Source organism: Streptomyces sp. NPDC051136 (assembly GCF_044455745.1).
Classification (GTDB): Bacteria; Actinomycetota; Actinomycetes; order Streptomycetales; family Streptomycetaceae; genus Streptomyces.
On sequence record NZ_JBITFE010000001.1, the window covers coordinates 713,924 to 731,423 of the forward strand.

15 protein-coding genes are annotated in these 17,500 nt (G+C 73.1%); 4 read left to right on the top strand and 11 right to left on the bottom strand.

Features of this window, described 5'->3' with window-relative positions; genetic code table 11:
• Positions 1-112 precede the first annotated feature (112 nt).
• Positions 113-2,755 (bottom strand): SpoIIE family protein phosphatase, encoded by a 2,643-nt coding sequence (locus ACIBCJ_RS03140; RefSeq protein WP_365978659.1) that lies wholly within the window; start codon positions 2,753-2,755, stop codon positions 113-115.
• Positions 2,756-3,268: 513 nt separating this feature from the next.
• Here ACIBCJ_RS03140 and ACIBCJ_RS03145 point away from each other — a divergent pair.
• Positions 3,269-3,490 carry a hypothetical protein gene (locus tag ACIBCJ_RS03145; protein ID WP_133884741.1) on the top strand — a complete coding sequence of 74 codons (222 nt, stop codon included), beginning with the start codon at positions 3,269-3,271 and terminating at the stop codon, positions 3,488-3,490.
• A gap of 16 nt (positions 3,491-3,506) precedes the next feature.
• On the opposite strand, the gene ACIBCJ_RS03150 is transcribed toward ACIBCJ_RS03145, so the two are convergent.
• The 5 genes from ACIBCJ_RS03150 to ACIBCJ_RS03170 all read right to left on the bottom strand — a co-directional run bounded on the left by ACIBCJ_RS03150 (position 3,507) and on the right by ACIBCJ_RS03170 (position 9,848).
• Positions 3,507-4,937 carry a cellulose binding domain-containing protein gene (locus ACIBCJ_RS03150; protein ID WP_365978658.1) on the bottom strand — a complete coding sequence of 477 codons (1,431 nt, stop codon included), beginning with the start codon at positions 4,935-4,937 and terminating at the stop codon, positions 3,507-3,509.
• A 100-nt stretch (positions 4,938-5,037) separates the two neighbouring features.
• Positions 5,038-6,609 (bottom strand): beta-N-acetylhexosaminidase, encoded by a 1,572-nt coding sequence (locus ACIBCJ_RS03155; protein ID WP_362511374.1) that lies wholly within the window; start codon positions 6,607-6,609, stop codon positions 5,038-5,040.
• 99 nt (positions 6,610-6,708) lie between these two features.
• A complete protein-coding gene (locus tag ACIBCJ_RS03160; protein WP_362107034.1) occupies positions 6,709-7,560 on the bottom strand; it encodes a carbohydrate ABC transporter permease in 852 nt (283 codons plus the stop codon).
• Positions 7,557-8,540 (bottom strand): sugar ABC transporter permease, encoded by a 984-nt coding sequence (locus ACIBCJ_RS03165; protein ID WP_365978657.1) that lies wholly within the window; start codon positions 8,538-8,540, stop codon positions 7,557-7,559. Before ACIBCJ_RS03165 ends, ACIBCJ_RS03160 begins: the two co-directional genes overlap by 4 nt.
• A 36-nt stretch (positions 8,541-8,576) precedes the next feature.
• A complete protein-coding gene (locus ACIBCJ_RS03170; protein WP_365978656.1) occupies positions 8,577-9,848 on the bottom strand; it encodes an extracellular solute-binding protein in 1,272 nt (423 codons plus the stop codon).
• Between the two features lie 227 nt (positions 9,849-10,075).
• Between ACIBCJ_RS03170 and ACIBCJ_RS03175 the strand changes: the two genes are divergently transcribed.
• Positions 10,076-10,921 (top strand): GntR family transcriptional regulator, encoded by an 846-nt coding sequence (locus ACIBCJ_RS03175; protein ID WP_362107025.1) that lies wholly within the window; start codon positions 10,076-10,078, stop codon positions 10,919-10,921.
• Positions 10,922-11,135: 214 nt separating this feature from the next.
• Positions 11,136-12,560: a Gfo/Idh/MocA family oxidoreductase gene (locus ACIBCJ_RS03180; protein ID WP_362107022.1), complete on the top strand. Its 1,425-nt coding sequence runs from the start codon at positions 11,136-11,138 to the stop codon at positions 12,558-12,560.
• Between the two features lie 153 nt (positions 12,561-12,713).
• Here ACIBCJ_RS03180 and ACIBCJ_RS03185 read toward each other — a convergent pair whose 3' ends face one another.
• A complete protein-coding gene (locus ACIBCJ_RS03185; RefSeq protein ID WP_362107019.1) occupies positions 12,714-13,466 on the bottom strand; it encodes a hypothetical protein in 753 nt (250 codons plus the stop codon).
• A 330-nt stretch (positions 13,467-13,796) separates the two neighbouring features.
• Here ACIBCJ_RS03185 and ACIBCJ_RS03190 point away from each other — a divergent pair, with 330 nt between their 5' ends.
• Complete coding sequence (locus ACIBCJ_RS03190; protein WP_003978336.1) at positions 13,797-14,000, top strand: cold-shock protein; 204 nt, start codon at positions 13,797-13,799, stop codon at positions 13,998-14,000.
• Between the two features lie 255 nt (positions 14,001-14,255).
• Here the strand turns inward: ACIBCJ_RS03190 and ACIBCJ_RS03195 are convergent, their stop codons facing one another.
• The 4 genes from ACIBCJ_RS03195 to ACIBCJ_RS03210 all read right to left on the bottom strand — a co-directional run bounded on the left by ACIBCJ_RS03195 (position 14,256) and on the right by ACIBCJ_RS03210 (position 17,436).
• Positions 14,256-15,089, bottom strand: coding sequence for an alpha/beta fold hydrolase (locus ACIBCJ_RS03195; protein ID WP_365978655.1), 834 nt, complete (start codon positions 15,087-15,089; stop codon positions 14,256-14,258).
• 43 nt (positions 15,090-15,132) lie between these two features.
• A complete protein-coding gene (locus tag ACIBCJ_RS03200) occupies positions 15,133-15,948 on the bottom strand; it encodes an SAM-dependent methyltransferase (RefSeq protein WP_362107011.1) in 816 nt (271 codons plus the stop codon).
• A gap of 172 nt (positions 15,949-16,120) precedes the next feature.
• Entirely contained in the window at positions 16,121-16,693 is a 573-nt protein-coding gene (locus ACIBCJ_RS03205) for a TetR family transcriptional regulator (protein WP_362098070.1), read from the bottom strand.
• 89 nt (positions 16,694-16,782) lie between these two features.
• Positions 16,783-17,436: a maleylpyruvate isomerase N-terminal domain-containing protein gene (locus ACIBCJ_RS03210; RefSeq protein WP_365978654.1), complete on the bottom strand. Its 654-nt coding sequence runs from the start codon at positions 17,434-17,436 to the stop codon at positions 16,783-16,785.
• Positions 17,437-17,500 lie beyond the last annotated feature (64 nt).

Below are 17,500 nucleotides of genomic sequence, written 5' to 3' on the forward strand. Positions count from 1 at the left end.
GACGTGGTGCTCACGTCGGGACGCTATCGCCGCCGTCCGGGGGCGTCAGGAGCCGCCGAGGCAGAGGGAGGTGCCCGAACGGGCAGGCCGGCCGCGTCCGCCGGCCGCGACCTCATTCCGCGGGCGGCGTGGGGCGGACCGCCAGGACCGCGATGTCGTCCGTGCTGTCCGCCCCCAGACCGATGAGCAACTCGTCGCAGAACGTGTCGAGGGGCTCGTGGGCCAGGTCGGCGGCGTGCCGGCGCAGCCGCTCCAGGGCGTCGTCCAGGGGCTCGTCGCGGCGCTCCACCAGGCCGTCGGTGTACAGCACGAGCGTCGAACGGGGCGGCAGCGGGTGCCGGGCCGTGTTCCGGGACAGGTCGGGATCCAGGCCCAGCAGCACGCCGGCCCCGCCGTCGAGGTAGCGGGCCCGGCCGTCGTGGGTGGTGAGCAGGGGCGGCGGATGCCCGGCCGAGGAGTACGTCAGCTCCCAGGCGCCGTGCGCGGCCTCCTTGAGCAGACCGTAGACGCACGTGGCGGTGGCCTCCTGGTGGAGGCTGTGATTGGCCAGGTCCAGCCGGCGCAGCACCTCCGCCGGCGGCTCCTGACGGTCCACGGCGATGCCGCGGAGCATGCTGCGCAGCTGGCTCATCGCGATGGCCGCGTCGAGGTCGTGCCCCGTCACGTCACCGATGACGACCGCGGTGTCCCCGCCGGGCAGGACGAAGCTGTCGTACCAGTCCCCGCCGACCTGCGCGGTGGTCGAGGAGGCGGCGTAGCGGGCGGCGAGTCGCAGACCCGCGATCTCCGGCAGCACCGGCAGCAGCGAACGCTGGAGCCGTTCGGCGATGGAGCGGGTGTCCTGGTACAGCCGGGCGTTGTCCACCCCCAGCGCGAGGCCGTGCACCAGGTCGGCGACCAGGGTCAGGTCCGCCTGCGTGAACGGCCGGCCGCCGGCCCCGCGGGCCAGGGTCAGGGCGCCGAAGATCCTCCGGCGGGCCCGCAGCGGGGCGACGACGGCGCTGCCCGCCCCCAGCTCCCGGAACAGGTCGACGTACTCCTTGTCCAGCGCGCTCTCGGTCTGGCCGGGCTGCGGCGCGTCGACGAGCAGCAGGGGCCCCGCGCCGCGCAGCACCCGGGCGAGCGGGCCGCGCGACTCCTCGGAGAGCTCCGAGAGCACGCCCTCGTAGGCGCCCGGGAGCAGCGCCCGGGGGTCGCGGTGGACGACGCAGACCCGGTCCACCCGGGCGTCCGGGGTGAACAGGTCCACCGCGCACCAGTCGGCCAGCTGCCGCGTCAGCAGCCGGCCGGCGCGCTGGAGGCCCTCGGTCAGGTCGAGGGTGTTGTTGAGCTGGGCCCCGAGTTCGGCAAGGAGACCGAGCCGGTCCAGTGGCGACATCCCGCCGAGGGCGTCGGGGGCCCGCCCGGCACCGCTCGCGGGGTCGTCCGGCGCCTGGTCCCTGCCGGGGTCCCCGACAGCCGCCTCCCGTACCCGGCCGGCCGTCTTCGGCGCGTCGGGGAACGTGGTCGCCCGGGGAGCGAGCTGGGCGACGAAGACGGTGCGGCCCTCGGCCGTCTCCTGGGTCTGGATGTACAGCCGGACCGGCACCAGCCGGCCGTCGCGGTGCAGCGCGGGGAGCGGCACGGAGCGTCCCACGATGCGGGTGCGTCCCGTGAGCAGCATCGACGTGAACGCCGCCGTGTGCCGCCCGCGCAGGTGCTCGGGAATGAGCGTGGTCAGACGGCGTCCGACGAGGTCGTCCGGTGTCCATCCCAGCAGGTCCGCGGCCGCCTCGTTGACCGCGACGATCCGGTTGCTCTCGTCTGCGGCGATCGTGGGCATCCTGCCGGCCCGCAGCTGCCCCGAGTCCCACGGCACCAGCTCGGCGGAGCTGATCTCCGGCTCGCGGGGGATCACGGTCCACGCGGTGGGCGGATCTCCGGTCAGCTGGCCGACGAGCTCGTCGAAGAGCCACTCCTGGAAGACGTGGCCGCGGGGCAGGGCCGGGAGCGTCAGCAGCCGTTCCTCCCGGGCCCGTTCCTCGGCCAGGTCGAGTACGCGGCGCAGGGCCCGGAGCGCCGGCACCGCGCCGGCCGACAGCGCGAGCGACAGGGTGCGCAGGCCCGATTGGGGGACCGGGGTCTCCAGCGCGGCGATCATCCCGGCGCCGACCACGCTGTTGACGTCGCCGGCGGCCGCGAGGTCCTCGGGATCCACTCCGAGAAGGTCACCCGCACCCGCGGCGAGGGTCAGCTCGCGCAGCATCGCGTGCCGGTGCTGCCGGCACGACGCCTCCAGCGCGGTGGGCACGTCGATGAGGGTGACCGTCCGGTCGGCGGGCGGCGGCGCGGTGGTCTCCCACCCGGACGACGGGGGAGGCGGACCGTCGTGCCACAGCTCGAACCACACGGTCTTGCCCGTCTCGCCGCCGTCCGCCCCGTACCGCGAGGCCAGCTGCTCCACCAGGGCCAGCCCCTGTCCCGTACCGGCGTACGGCGAGCAGCGCTGCGGCACGAGGCCACGGCCCGGCCGCCGGTCCCCGACCCGTACGCGCACCCGGCCGTCGAGGCGTGCCACGCTCACCTCGACCTCGGTGCGCGCGTGCAGCACCGCGTTGGTGACCAGCTCGCTCACCAGCAGCCGGGCCGTGTCCACCAGGTCCGGGGCCGCACCGTCCAGCGCGCTGCCCACGAACCGACGGGCCGCCGCCACGCTCACCGGCCCGTCGGAGAACCTCCGTGACACCGCCGCCGACGGCGGATCGGGGTAACCCATGATCTCAGTGTGGGCCCCACGCGGTCCGCCCCGCAGCGCACGCCTTCGCGGCGCACCCCGCTCCGGGCCGCGCTCCTGTCCGCCGGTCGGGTGAAGGCATCCGGTCCGGGGCCGGGGGCCGCGCCCGAGTCGGGGGCGGGGGAGGGGGATTCGTGGCGGCCGTGACGACGCCGGGTCTGGCAGGCGACCCGTTACTCCGATAGCTTGCTGGTGCGGCCCCGCGTTCTCCCCCGTACGCGGGGCCGCACCAGCGTGCCGCGTGACGGCCCGCTCGGCGTACCGACCGTTCCGGCGGGCGGGCACGCCCCACCGTCCCGGCGGCGACAGGCCCCCGTGGGGCGCGGACCATGTCGTCGCAAGCCGCCGGCCCTTTTCCCTCCTTTCGATGCGTCGGTCCGCGGCTGCCCGGGAACGGGAACGGGGGAAGCGGGCCGCCGGGAGCCGTGATCACGGAGCGCCCGCGGGGCTGGTAGCGTCGCGTGGTCGCGGCGGGCGCGAGAGAGGTGTCGGTGCGTGGGAGAGCGGCAGGACCGTGAGTGGGTGGCGATGACGCCCGGCGACTTCGACCGGGACGCCCCACTGGTCCTCAACGTGGGCACAGGGCCCGCCACCGTCCCGGCCGAGCCCGACGAGTACGGCACCGCCCCGCTGTTCGGCGAGACGACCGCGCCCTCCGGCAACCGGCCGCGCAGTCGGCGGGGACGGCCCGCGCCCGGTCAGGAGCGGCTGTTCTGACCGTCCCCGCCGGGGATCAGGAGGCGGGCACCTCGTCCACGAATCCGGTACCGGCGGCGCGGTACCCGGCGACCTTCGCGGCGACCTGGGCCGGGCCGAGCACCTGGTCCTTGACGTGCAGGACGTAGTCGACCTGCTGGTCGTAGGCGCGCGGGGTCGTCGACGTCTGGCCGTTCAGGTCGATCAGCCACTGGTTGAAGTTGATCGACATGGGCCGCTCGGGCAGGTACTGCGCGTCGTGCGTGCCGAACGGCTGCCCGTCCACGTAGTAGGTGATGGCGCTGTTGTCGATGGTCACCACCAGATCGTGCCAGCCGGCGTAGCTGCTGCGCTGCTCGGAGTGCTGGTTGACGGCCTGCCAGGGATCGGGGTTGTACGTCTCCCAGGAGGTCGTGTACAGGATGTTCGACGGCTCGCCCCACCCTCCGTTCGGCAGGTACTCGAAGTCGTACTCGGCGTAGTCGTCGGCCATCGGCGCCTTGAGGTCGTTGATGGTGAAGAACGTCTGCACGAGGTGGTCCCCGTCGGGCCCCGACTTCGGCGCGTCGGAGAACTTCACGCGGGCGGCGTACGTCCCGTTCCTGAACTTCGTGGACTTGGTCAGGACCTCGGTCTGCGTGGTCGAGGCGCCGGTGCCGGCCGTGGAGGTCTCCAGGTTCATCACCGAGTTGCCGCCGCTGGAGACGAAGGTGACCTTCGACGGGTCCCACGTCGCGCCGGGGACGCCGGGACCGCCGCTGTTGGAGCGCACGTTCCAGCCGTGCGCGGAGAGCGCGGGGTCGGTGTGCGAGGCGTAGTCGAAGTCGTCGAACAGGGTCTGACCGCCGCCGGGCGGGTCCGTCGGGTCCGTCGGGTCGGTGGGGTCCGTGGGGTCGTTGCCCTCGGGGGCCGCGCCCCAGACGGTGGCGCCGGCGAGCTGGGCGGTGACCTTGTCCCAGTTCGCGTACGCGGTCTGCGCGCCGTTGAACGAGTAGTCGTCGCTCTGCCGCAGCGTCTGCCAGTTGCTCTGGTAGAAGCGCAGTTGCAGGTCGCCGGTGTCCGCGCCGGGCGCCAGGGTGCCGGCCGCCGCCGTGAAGCCGATCTCCAGGTAGCGGTCGGCCGTCGCGGTCGGACTGCTCAGGGTGCCGAACGTGCCGGTGACGGCGGAGCAGCCGCGTACCGCCCAGGAGCAGGCGAAGCGGTAGGACGCGGTCGGCGAGTCCGCCTTGAAGTAGTAGCGGATCTTCACCTGGCTCAGCTGCACGGTGGACGAGCCGGTGTTGCGGACCTTGAACCAGGGTTCCGTCTGGTCGGCGGTGGCTCCGCTCGCGCTGGTGCGGTACTGGACGCTGAGACCGGCGGCCGCCGGGGCCGCCTGGGCGGGGAGGGCGGTCAGCGCACCGCCGCCCGTCAGTACGGCCAGGGCGAGCGCCAGACGGGCGCGGCCCGTGGTGGGTCGGATTCTCATCCGGGATCCTTTCGGCAGGCTCCCGCCGGTGCGGGAGCGTCGGTGGAGGGTGCGTGGCGTGGGGGCGGTGCTGTCGGCCGCCGGGCGTCGGGGTGCCGGTTCAGCGCACGCCGCTGACGCGGGGCGGCAGCGGGGTGTGGGCGGGCGGCTCGGCGTGCGGGACGGCCAGGGCGTCGAGACGGGCCCGGTGTCCGGCCAGCCGCGCCGTGAAGTCCCGCCAGTCCGAGGCGCCGTCCCAGACCCGGTCGGCGAGCGCGCACAGCCGTGGGAAGGTGAGGTACTCGATGTGCTCCGGCGTCCGGACGAACTCCGTCCACAACTGGCCCTGGGCGCCCAGCACCCGGGACGCCGCCTCCGGCGTCGGCGGGGCGAGGTCCACGGCGTGGACGGCGCGCAGGCCGACGATCTCGCCGGGCTGCGCGGGCGGTTCCCCGGGGCCGGGGCCTCGCGCGTAGTCGAAGTAGGTCGCGCGGTGGTCGGCGTGGACGACCTGGTGCCCGCGCAGCGCTGCCGCCCGGGCGTGCGCGGGTTCGCGCCAGCTCATCACCGTGCAGTCCAGCGGCAGGGTGACGCCGTTCTCGGCCCACACGACCGGCCGGCGCCCCGCGCGCACCAGGTGCTCGCTCATGCGCGCGATGAACCAGGGGTGCAGTGCGCGTGGTCCCGACAGCCCTTCACGGGCGGCGCGGGCACGAGCCCGCGCACTCAGCTCCCACTCCGTGGTGGGGACCTCGTCCCCGCCGATGTGCACGTACGGCGCGGGAAAGACGTCCATCACCTCGTCCAGGACGGTGCGGAAGAAGTCCAGGACGTGGTCGCCGGTGCCCAGCACGTTCTCGCACACGCCCCAGTGCGTCCACACGTCCAGTCGGCGGGCGGGGTCGGTGCCCAGCTCGGGGTGGGCGGCCAGCGCGGCACGGACGTGCCCCGGCACACCTGTCTCCGGCACCACGCTCACCCCCCGCTCGGCCGCGTACGCGACCAGGCCCCGCAGTTCCGCCCGGGTGTAGGAACCGCCGTGCGGGACACCGTCGAAGCGGTCGCTGCCCGCGGGACCCACCATCGACTCCGCCCGGTGTCCGCCGACCTCGGTGAGCCGGGGATGCGCGGCCACCGGCATCCGCCAGCCCTGGTCGTCGGTGAGGTGCAGGTGGAAGACGTTCAGCTTGTGCAGCGCGAGCAGGTCGACGTAGCGGCGCAGGTAGGACACCGGCTGGAAGTGCCGGGCCACGTCGAGCATGGAGCCGCGCCAGGAGTGGCGGGGTACGTCGGTGATCTCCACCGCCGGCAGTTCCCACGGCACCCCGCGCACCGGCCGCCCGGACAGCGCCGCGTAGGGCAGCAGTTGCCGCACCGTCTGCACACCGCGCAGCAGGCCGGCCGGACGGGCGGCCCGCAGCAGGACACCCTGCGGACTCACGGTCAGCCCGTACCCCTCGTCGCCGAGCCCCGACAGGGCCGGGTCGAGGGCGAGGACGAAGGCACCGTCGGCGGTGGAGTCCAGCCGCAGACCGGTGGCCGGGGCGAGCAGGGTGCGCAGCAGGTGCGCGGCAGGGCCGGCCCCGGGGGTGACCCGCAGCCGGGTCGTCGCGTCGAGGCGGAAACGGCCGGAGCGGGTGGAGATACGGCTCGGGCGGGGGACGAGGGCCAGTTCGGGGCGTGGCAGGTCCACGGGGCGGCTCCGGTGGTCGGCGGACGCGACGGCGGTCGGGCGGCGCGCGGCGGTGACGGCGGGGGCGAAGGGAGGGAAGGGGTGGCGCGGGTGGCGGGGTCAGCCCTTGACGCCCCCCGACGCCAGCCCGGCCGTCACATGGCGCTGCAGAGCGAGGAAGACGACCAGCGCGGGGAGGGCGAAGAGCGTGGAGGCCGCCATGGTGGCCCCCCAGTCCGTGCCGAACGTCGACTGGAACGAGGAGAGCCACACCGGGAGCGTCCGGCTGTCCTGCTGTTTGATGATGAGGAAGTTGGCGTAGGTGAACTCGTTCCAGGCGGTGATGAAGCCGAACAGCGAGGTGGCCATGAGACCGGGGGCGAGCAGCGGGAACGCCACTCTGCGGAAGGCGCCGGCCCGGGTGCAGCCGTCGACCTGCGCCGCCTCCTCCAGCTCCGGCGGGATGCCGGCGATGAAGCCGCGCAGCACCACCACCGTGAACGGCAGCGTGATCATGAAGTAGATGAGGGTCAGCGTCGGCAGCCGGTCCAGCATCCCGGTGTCGCGGGAGATGATGTAGACCGGGATGATCAGGGACTCCCAGGGCGCCATCTGCGCGACGAACACCGCCAGCATGAACTGCCGGCGTCCGCGCCAGCGCATCCGGGCCACGGCGTAGGCCGCGCCGAGGGCGACCAGCAGGGCGAGCAGGACGGCACTGAGGGTGACCAGGAGGCTGTTGCGCCAGAAGAGCCCGAAGCCGTCGGCGCTCACCGCCGTGCGGAAGTGGTCGAACGTCCAGGTGCGCGGCACCAGTCGGGGATCGTAGGACTGGATGTCCGTGGACGGCTTGAAGGCCGTCGTGACCATCCAGTACACCGGGAACAGGCAGATCACCACGGTGAGCGCGGCGGCGGCGTGGAGCGGCAGGCGGCGCAGCGCGCGGCGCAGCGGGGGACGCGGGGTGCTCACAGCTGCTCGCCCTCCTGACGGAACAGTTGGCGGAAGTAGAGGACCAGCACGCCGCTCATCAGCAGCACGGTGAGCATCGAGGCGGCGGAACCGAGGTCGTAGCGCTGTCCCGCGAGCGCCGTCTGCACGGCGTACACCGGCAGGATGGTGGTGGCCTCGCCGGGTCCGCCGCGGGTCATCACCCAGATCTGCACGAACGCCTTGAACGTCCAGATCACTTCGAGGGACAGCACCAGCATGAAGATCGGCCGGATCAGCGGGAAGGTGACGGAGCGAAAGACGCGCGCGGCCCCGGCACCGTCCATGCGGGCCGACTCGTACAGCTCGGCCGGCACCGTGACCAGCGCCGAGTAGAGCGTGATCGCGGCGAACGGCACGGACTGCCAGACGATCAGGACCACCACGATGCCGAACGCCGCCCCGCCGTGCGCGAACCACGGATAGCCCTCGTAGGACTCGAACCCGAGGCCGGTGAGGGTCTCGTTGACGATGCCGAACTCGGAGTGGAACAGCCACTGGAACACGGTGGTGGCCGCGACCACCGGCACCGCCCAGACCAGGACCAGGGAACTGAGGACCACGGTCCTGGCCACCCTGCCCAGCCGCTCGGTCATCAGCGCCACCAGGGTGGACAGCACCATGATGGAGACGACACAGACCGCCATGAACACGAAGGTGCGGCGCACCACCTCCCAGAACTCCGGGTCGCCGAGCAGCGTCCGGTAGTTGCGCAGACCGACGAAGTCGGCGTCGCCCAGGATGAGTTGCCGCAGCCGGAAGTCCTGCAGGGAGATGAGCACGGCGCGGGCCAGCGGATAGAGCAGCAGGTACAGCATGCCCAGCACGGCGGGCGCGATCAGCAGGTACGGCCACGGTGATCCCCGGCCGTCCCGCCCGCCGCGCCCGCCGGTGGGTCCGGCGGCCGCGGCGGGGCGACGGGTGGCGCCGCGCGGCATGCTCCGCTCACGGACGGTCGACACGTCGTCTCCTGTTCCTCGTGGTGCGGGGATGAGCGGTCAGGATCCGTTGCCCAGCGTGTCGGTGATGGTCCTTGACGCCTTCGCCGCCTCGGACGCGGCGTCCTTGCCGGTGAGCACGGCCGTCATGTACTCCTTGACCGGGTTCTTGGCCTCCACCGCCGCCCACTGGGGTGTGTTGGGCGTGGCGTGTCCGTTCGCCGCGCCCGCCGCCATGGCCGCGGTGCCCGGGTCGCCGGCGACGGCTCCCGCCAGGGTCTTCTTGTTCGGTACGTAGCTCATGGCGACGGCGAGCCTCTTCTGCCAGGCGTCACCGGTCAGTTCGCGGAGGAACGTGAACGCCTCCTCCTGGTGGGCGGCGACGGCCGGGACGACCAGGTCGGAACCGCCGGTGAACACGGCGCCCGGACGGTCGGCGGTCTTGCCGGGGATCGGGAAGAAGCCCAGCTTGCCCTTGAGCTCGGGGTTCTTCTCCTCGATGACCTTGGCCCCGCCCGGTACGGCGATGATCTGGGCCACCTGCCCCTTCGCCATCACCTCCGCCTGCGGCGGCTGGGCCTCGTCCGAGTCCTTGGGTCCCTTGCCCAGGGCCTGGAGACGCCGGTAGAAGTCCATGGCGCGCAGCGCCTCCGGGCTGTCCAGGCCGCCCTTCCACTCGTCGCCGTTCCTCACGGCCAGGTCGCCGCCCTCGTCCCAGACGAAGCCGGACAGGACGTACCAGTTCTGCCCCGGCAGGTAGATGCCCTGCGTCGTGCCCTCGTCGAGCTTGCGCGTGGCGTCGATCCACTGCTCCCGGGTCTTGATCCGTGCGGGATCGACTCCGGCCTTCTCGAACAGGTCGGTGCGGTGGATGACGACGCGGTTCGCCGCGTAGTAGGGAATGCCGTACTGCTTGCCGTCGTACGAGCCGGGTTCCGCGAGCCCCTCCAGCCAGGCACCGCCGCCCAGGTCCTCGACGCGGTCCGAGAAGTCGGTGAGGCCGCCGCTCTGCGCGTACTGGGCGACCTGGGTGTTGCCGACCTCGATGACGTCCGGGGCGTCGTTGCTGGCCAGGGCGGCGGTCACCTTCTCGCCGATGCCCTCCCACTCCTGGATCTGGATCTTCACGTCGATCTCGGGGTGGGCCTTCTCGAAGCCCGTCTCGAACTCCTTCTGGAACTCGGCCGAGACACTGTCGCGCATCAGCCACACGTCGAGTGCGGTCCTGCCGCCCCCGGCGCCGTCCGCGTCGGTGTCGCCGGACGAGGAGCAGGCGGCGAGCCCGGCGCTGAGCACCAGCGTGGACAGCAGAGCGAGCGAACGGTACTTCACGGTTCACCTCTGGGGGAGCTGGAAGGGACGACGCATCCGCACTTGACCAGCAAGGGGCGCTGGGCTTACCAGTCGGCGTTGGACGAAGGTGGCATGGACCAATGAGGGCGTCAACCCCTCACGTAGCCAAGGGATTTCGGCCGACGGGAAGCCGGGAGTGGCTGGTTCGTGACCGAGGTGGACAGGTAAGCTGCGCTGACCAGCAGACCAGTCACGGGAGTCACTGCATGGAGATCGACGCCGCCGCCTCCGGTGCGGTGCTCAAACGGGAGCGCGTCCGCGACGCCGTCCTGGAGCTCATCGAGGAACGCCGACCGGGTGACGCCATTCCCTCGGAGCGCACCCTGTGCGCCGAACTCGGCGTCTCGCGGCCCACGTTGCGAGCCGCGGTCGACGAGCTGGTGGTCGCCGGGCTGCTGGTGCGCGAGCACGGCCGGGGCATGTTCGTCGCCGCCGAGAAGATCACCCAGGAACTGGTCTCCGACCGCCAGGCGTTCAGTCTCCCGCAGGCCGCCGGGGCCTGGACCAGCAGGCTCCTGGAGGTCCGCACCCTGCCCGCGGGCGCCCGGGTGGGCCGCAAGCTGCGCACGTCGCCGGCGGCGCGGATCCACTACGTGGCGCGCCTGCGGCTGGTCGACGGCTCGCCCATGGCCATCGAGTACCTGCACGTACCGGCCGACCTCGTCTCCGACCTGACCAGTGAGGAACTGGAGCAGGGCGACCTGTACGAACACCTCGGCGAGCGGCACGGCGTCCGGGTCAGTGAAGCTGTGCAGTCCATCGAGCCCACCGTGGTCACCCGCGCCGAGGCCGACCTCCTCGACGTGCCCGAACTCTCCCCGGCCCTGCTCTTCGAGCGCCTCACCACCGACGCCGGGGGCCGGCCCGTCGAGTACGTGCACTCCCTCTACCGGGGCGACCGGTACCGCATCGTCTCCCGGCTCACCCTGGGTCCGCGCGACCAGGCGCCGTCCCCGGGCCAGGGCCACCACCCGGGCATCCCGCCGGGGGACTTCGCCACCCAGGACCCCGTCACGCTGTCCACGCGCGGGGTGGTGCAGGACGGGATCTAGCGGCGCCTCCCGGCCGCCCGGTGCGCGGAAGTGCTCGGAACGGCTGCACATCGAGCACGTATTGACATGTCACGGCAGACCCCGCAGAGTCATGCCCCGACAGTGTCCGACAGCCCGACCGGTCGACGTCCGGAGCCCGACGGCTCGACGTCGCCCGTCCCCGCACGACCGCGCCCCGACCGTGATGCGAACCGCCACGAGGAGTGTTGCCGTCATGTCCGAAACGCCCGCTGTCTCACGCCGACTGCTCCTGGGATCCGCCGCCGCCACCGGCGCCCTCGCGGCCGGGATCGGGGCCGCCGCCCCCGCCGCGTCGGCCGCGGCCGAGCAGGCGCCCCGCCGCAGGCCCGGCCAGAAGTCGATGATCGGCGTACCGTTCGCCGCCCACAGAACCGTCCGCGTCGGGATCATCGGCCTCGGCAACCGGGGCGGGAGCATGATCACCGGCTGGGCGGCGGTGCCCGGCTGCACCGTGACCGCCGTCTGCGACATCCGCGCCGACCGGGCCAAAAGCGCCGCCGACCGGCTGGAGGGCAAGGGCAGGCCGCGCCCCGCCGAGTACGGCGGCTCCGCCGACTCCTACGCCCGGATGCTGCGCCGCGACGACATCGACCTCGTGTACGTCGCCACGCCGTGGGAGTTCCACTACGAACACGGCCGCGCCGCCCTGCTCAGCGGCAGGCACGCCGTGGTCGAACTGCCCGTCGCGACGGAACTGCGCCAGCTGTGGGACCTCGTGGACACCTCCGAGCGCACCCGCAGGCACCTGCTCCTGTCCGAGAACTGCAACTACGGCCGCAACGAACTGGCCATGCTGAAGGCGGCGCACGACGGCCTGTTCGGAGAGCTCACCAACGGCCACGGAGGCTACCTGCACGACCTGCGCGAACTGCTCTTCTCCGACACCTACTACACCGACTCCTGGCGACGCCTGTGGCACACCCGCAGCACCGCCTCCTTCTACCCCATGCACGGCCTGGCCCCGATCGCGGCGGCCATGGACGTCAACCGCGGCGACCGCATGACCACCCTGCGCGCCACCGCGACGGCCCCGAAGGGGCTGGCCGACTACCGGGCCCGCTTCGTCCCGCGCGACCACCCGTCCTGGAAGGAGACCTACATCAACGGCGACCTGGTCACGTGCATGATCGAAACGGCGCGGGGCCGGACGATCCGCGCGGAGCACGACGTGAGTTCGCCCCGGCCCTACAGCCGCATCAACACCCTCGCCGGCAGCCGCGGCATCGTGGAGGACTACGCGGGACCCGCTCCGAGCGGTGCCCGCGTCTACGTCGAGCCGGACCACAGCGGGCACACGTGGCGCGACTTCGAGGGCTACCGCAAGGAGTACGACCACTGGCTGTGGCAGAAGGTCGGCGACGACGCGGCGAACAACGGCGGCCACGGCGGCATGGACTACGTCCTTCAGTGGCGGACGGTCCAGCTGATGCGCGCCGGCCTGGTGCCGGACATCGACGTCTACGACTCGGCCGCCTGGTGCTCGCCCGTTCCGCTCAGCGTCACGTCGCTGGCCAGGGGCGGCCGACCCGTGGAGATTCCCGACTTCACCCGGGGCGCCTGGCGTGAGCGCAGGCCGGGCCTCGACTCGGCGCCCACCGACATGCCGCCCGTCGGCTGAGCATGAGCCGCCGACCGCCCGGCCGTCCTGGCGGCGTCACCCGGCGTGGCGTCACCAGGCCGTCCGGCGCCCCCCACCGCCGGCCGTCCGGGCGGCACCACGCCCCCCCCGACTGCTGCGTGCCGCCATGCCGCGAGGGTCTGTTCCGCGGCGCTACCGGGCCAGCGCCTCCTCGGGACCCATGACGATGACCGGCTCCTTGCCCGGGTCCAGGGCGGTGAGCAGCGCGCGCATGTGCTCCTCGCTGAGCGAGACGCACGCGTTCGTCGGCCCGTCGTGGTCCACGTGGACCCAGACCCCGCCGCCCTTGTCCTCACCCATGGGGCGGGTCGTGTCCAGCGGGGTGGTGCCGGGCACCCGGTTGTAGTCGATGGCCACCACGTAGTCGAAGGACCCCTCCAGGGGCTCGCCCAGGTACCCGGTGCCCGACACGGAGAACTCCGGGTCCTCGTCGTAGGGGAGCAGGGTGCCCGGGTCGGGCAGCCGGCCCCCCGCGTCACTGAGCCCGAAGACGCCGATGGGCGAGTGCAGGTCGCCCGCCTCGTGGTCGTCGGTCCAGCCGCGCAGGCCGTTGTGGGCGGGCCAGGGGCCGGCCACCGCGCGCCAGCCCTCGGCGGGGTACTGCTCGTAGAGCACCACCTCGGCCTGCGAGGAGCTCTCGTCCTCGCCGGTGACCACGAGGGCCTGCCGGGTCCCCTCCGGGAGCCGAGCCCGCATGACCGGCCCGATCCCGGGCAGCGGACGGGGAAAGGAACGCGGGGGAGCGGGGCGCGGGGCCGCGGTGCTCGCGGGTGCGTGCGCGTCCGGGGAAGGGGCGCCCGCGTGGTCCCGGGCGCAGCCGGTGGCCAGCACGCCGGTGCACATGACGGTGCCGATCACCAGGGCCAGCGCTTTCCTGACGGTCATATCGATCTCCGACTCCATGGGTGGACTACTCATAGCTAGACCACTTGTGGAACCGGGTCGTGCGGCCGCCTCGCCGTCTCCCCCGTATGGCGCAGCGGGGACCCGTTCGAGGGCCGCCGACACCTCCGGTCGGCAACAAGGTTGCCGCTCACACCCCTTACTCACTGGTGAGGCTCGGACATGCCGTGTAGCGTCAGCAGCAGATGTCGTGGTTCGCCCAGACCGCCCGCCCGGAGTGCGGGCGGTTTGCTGTGCAATGCCGGAGGACCAGGACGACCACCTCCGGGTTCGCGCGGTGCGGATCCGATAACGGCTGAAAGGCAAAAAGGCATGGCCAGCGGAACTGTCAAGTGGTTCAACTCTGAAAAGGGCTTCGGCTTCATCGCGCAGGACGGCGGCGGTCCCGACGTCTTCGCGCACTACTCCAACATCAACGCTCAGGGCTACCGCGAGCTGCAGGAAGGCCAGGCCGTGACCTTCGACATCACCCAGGGCCAGAAGGGCCCGCAGGCGGAGAACATCACCCCCGCCTGACCGGGAGATCGCCGAGCAGGGCGGGGTCCGCGGGGAACGCTTCGTTCCCCGCGGACCCCGCCCTGCGGCATGCCCGGCGCCCGAGTCGTGGGGGGGGGGGGGGGGGGGGGGGGGGGGGGGGGCGGGGGGGGGCGGGGCGCCCCCCCCCCCCCCCCCCCCCCCCCCCCCCCCCCCCCCTGCGGCATGCCCGGCGCCCGAGTCGTGTGAGCCGGCGCCCACGGGCGCAGGGCCCGCGGGCGCCGCCTCACGCCGGCCTCAGGGGAGTCGGCGGAAGAAGTCCAGCAGGGCGGTCGTCAGCTCGGCCGGCGCGTCCTCCTGGACCAGATGGCCCGCACGGGCGATCGGCTCCCACCGGGCACCGGGGACGAGACCGGCGAGTTCACGCCCCTTGGCCACCGGAATCCAGGCATCGTCCTCACCCCAGCAGACGAGCGTGGGGACGTCGATACCGGTGTACCGGTCCTGTACCTCGTCCGTGTACCGCTGGTCCGCCTGGGCGATCTGCCGGTAGAAGGCCGGCTGCCCCGATTCGCCGAGCCAGGGCTCGACCAGCCGGTCCACGACCGCCGGATGCAGCCCCGGGCCGCCGGTGGAGCCGACGTACTCGCGCACCAGCGCCCCGTGCAGTGCCCCCGGCAGCTGAGCGAAGACCTCGGCGTGGTCACGGACCAGCCGGAAGAACGGCGACCCCCAGGGCGCCAGCGCCACCGGGTCCACCAGGGCGAGCGCCCTGCACGGGACGCCGTGCAGCAGATGCGCCCGCAGCGCGACGGCACCGCCGAAGTCGTGGGCGGCCACCAGGGGCCGCTCCAGCCCCCAGTGCTCCAGCAGTTCCGCGAAGACCCGGCCCTGAGCGGCCAGCGACACGTCCTGCCCGGCGGCCTTCTCCGACCGTCCGTAACCCGGCATGTCCCAGACGAACACCTGGTGGTCGCGGGCCAGCGAGCGGGCCACCGCGCGCCACACGTACGAGGAGAAGGGCGTGCCGTGCAGCAGGACCACCGGACGCCCGTCAGGGGCGCCCAGCCGGTTCCAGCGGACGGTGCCCGAACGGCTGGGGAACGACTCGGGCAACGGCCATGCGGACATCGTGCGGTCCTCTCGGTGGGCTCGGCCGGCGCGGTTCAGCGGGTCACGGCTTGCGGGCGAGTCCGCCGTGTTCGCCGATGGGCTTCGTCTCCTCGACGTCCGCGTCCGGACGCCACTGGGTCACGGGGACCACGCCGGGCTCCACGAGCTCCAGCCCGTCGAAGAACGCCGCGATCTGGTCGACGGTGCGCAGCACGTACGGCGCGGCACCGCTCTCGTTGTAGGCGTCCTGGGCCCGGTCGAACTCCGGATCGATGCCGCGCGAGCCGTCGTTGATCGAGAGGTAGCTGCCCGACGGCAGGGCGTCGACGAGCCGGGCGGCGACGGAACGCGCCTGGTCGTAGTCGGGGATGTGCCCCAGGATGTTGCTGAGGATCAGGGCGACGGGCCGGTCGAAGTCCAGCGTCTCGGCGGCCGCCGCGAGGACGGTGTCCGGGTCGAGCACGTCGGAGTCGATGTACGCGGTCGCCCCCTCGGGGGTCGAGTAGAGCAGCGCGCGGGCGTGGGCGAGGACCATCGGGTCGTTGTCGACGTAGACGATCCGCGTCTCGGGGGCGATGCGCTGGGCGACCTCGTGGGTGTTGTCGGCGGTCGGCAGACCGGTCCCGATGTCGAGGAACTGCCGGATGCCCGCCTCGGCGACCAGATGGGTGATGTTGCGGCGCAGGAAGGCGCGGCTGCTGCGGGCGATGGTGACGATGCCGGGGAAGACGGCGGTGTACGCGTCGCCGGCCTGCTCGTCGACCGGGTAGTTGTCCTTCCCGCCCAGCCAGTAGTTCCAGATCCGCGCAGAGTGCGGAACGGACGTGTCGATCTTCTGGTGCGCGGTGGTGCCGGGGGTCGTCGAGGAGTCGCTCATGGGTGCGGTCCGTCTTTCAGCCGTGGCGTGGGTGCTTGAGCCCAACCTACGTCGCAACATCCCCTCCCCGTACACCGGTTCACCGACGGACCTGCCTCGGGCCCCCGGGTGCCCGGCGCGCCCGGCGCGCGCGGCGGACCGCGCGACCGCGGCACGATCCGAACGGCACCCCCTAGCGCGCGTCGTGTGCGACCGCGGCGCCGAGCGCGTCGACGCACTCGCCGAGGAGCTGCCGCAGCGTCCGCTCCCCGGGGCCGTCGATCCAGCGGCCGAAGGCCACCTTGAGCACGCCGATCGCCGTCTCGGCCGTCAGCCGCGCCGTCAGGTCGTCCACGTCGCGGCCGCGCAGCGCGTCGGCGAGCGCGTCGGAGAGGGAGGCGAGCTTGGTCAGCTCCCGCTCGCGCAGCTCGGCGTTGGCGTCGATGACGCCCTGCCGCAGGCGGACCAGGTCGCCGCGCTCCTCGAAGAGGCCGGCGGCGGCGTCCAGGGCGGCCACCGCCGCCTCCATGGGCGTCGCGGTCCCGGGTGCGGCCGCGACGGCGCCCGCGCAGAGTTCCTCCAGCCGGGCGGAGCCGGCGAAGAGGACCTCCCGCTTGTCGGCGAAGTGCCGGAAGAACGTGCGCTCCGTGAGGCCCGCGCGCTTGGTGATCTCGGCCACCGGGGTCTGTTCGTAACCGCGCTCCGCGTACAGCTCCAGTGCCGCCTGCTCCAGGCGGCCGCGCGCGTTCGGCTCCCATCGACCCATGCCGCGGAGTCTACGCGAGGACAGTCACTGTCATGGACGGGCGCGTTGCCCGCCGCCGCGCCCGCTGCCGCGACGGGCGGGCCGGCGGCTCAGCCGACCGGGAAGGGGAGCCGCGCCGCCAGTCCGCCCAGCGCGGTCGTCTCCGCCGCGGTCGGCGTCCGCCGCCCGGTGCCGACCAACAGCGCGTCCCGGTCGGTGAACGACGTGGGAAACCTCGCCGCGACGACCTTCTCCAGGAGCTCCCGCGCGTACCCGAGTCCCTCGGCGGGCGGTGGCGGCGCGTCCGGAAGGTGGGCGACCAGGTCGAGATGGTGCAGGGTCCACTCCAGGACGTACGCCGAGAGGTAGTCGCCCGCCGTGAGGACCAGGTCCTGGGTGCCGACCCGGCCCGCGGGGTCCGCGAGCGCGGCGGCGCGGCCGGCGGCGGAGCCGACGTCGTCGAGGTGGAACTTGAGCAGCCACGGCTGTTCGTAGGCGGCGGCCAGACGCACGATCAGCGCGTCGAGCGGGTCGTCGCCCGTCGGGGTGTCGACGACCCGCCAGTAGGTCACCGCGTTCCGGGTCGGTTCCTCGGCGGACGGGGTGGCCAGGGTGATCAGGACGTCCTGGGCGTCGATGACCAGGTGGCACACCAGGTCCCGGACGAGCCAGCCGGCGCAGCCGGACGGCCGGGCGAAGTCCTCGTCGGAGAGGCCGGCGACGGCGGCGAGCAACGCCGACCAGGAGTTGGAGAAGGGATCCACGTCCGACAGCCAACACCACCGCCGGCCCGGCCCGCGACCGGATTGGCCGAGCCGGACCCGGCCG

Excerpts from the sequence above, each read along its gene's own strand:
- ACIBCJ_RS03185 (WP_362107019.1), bottom strand. The coding sequence starts at position 13,466 with ATGACCGTCAGGAAAGCGCTGGCCCTGGTGATCGGCACCGTCATGTGC.
- ACIBCJ_RS03140 (WP_365978659.1), bottom strand. The coding sequence starts at position 2,755 with ATGGGTTACCCCGATCCGCCGTCGGCGGCGGTGTCACGGAGGTTCTCC.
- ACIBCJ_RS03205 (WP_362098070.1), bottom strand. The coding sequence starts at position 16,693 with ATGGGTCGATGGGAGCCGAACGCGCGCGGCCGCCTGGAGCAGGCGGCA.
- ACIBCJ_RS03175 (WP_362107025.1), top strand. The coding sequence starts at position 10,076 with ATGGAGATCGACGCCGCCGCCTCCGGTGCGGTGCTCAAACGGGAGCGC.
- ACIBCJ_RS03180 (WP_362107022.1), top strand. The coding sequence starts at position 11,136 with ATGTCCGAAACGCCCGCTGTCTCACGCCGACTGCTCCTGGGATCCGCC.
- ACIBCJ_RS03195 (WP_365978655.1), bottom strand. The coding sequence starts at position 15,089 with ATGTCCGCATGGCCGTTGCCCGAGTCGTTCCCCAGCCGTTCGGGCACC.
- ACIBCJ_RS03150 (WP_365978658.1), bottom strand. The coding sequence starts at position 4,937 with ATGAGAATCCGACCCACCACGGGCCGCGCCCGTCTGGCGCTCGCCCTG.
- ACIBCJ_RS03200 (WP_362107011.1), bottom strand. The coding sequence starts at position 15,948 with ATGAGCGACTCCTCGACGACCCCCGGCACCACCGCGCACCAGAAGATC.
- ACIBCJ_RS03190 (WP_003978336.1), top strand. The coding sequence starts at position 13,797 with ATGGCCAGCGGAACTGTCAAGTGGTTCAACTCTGAAAAGGGCTTCGGC.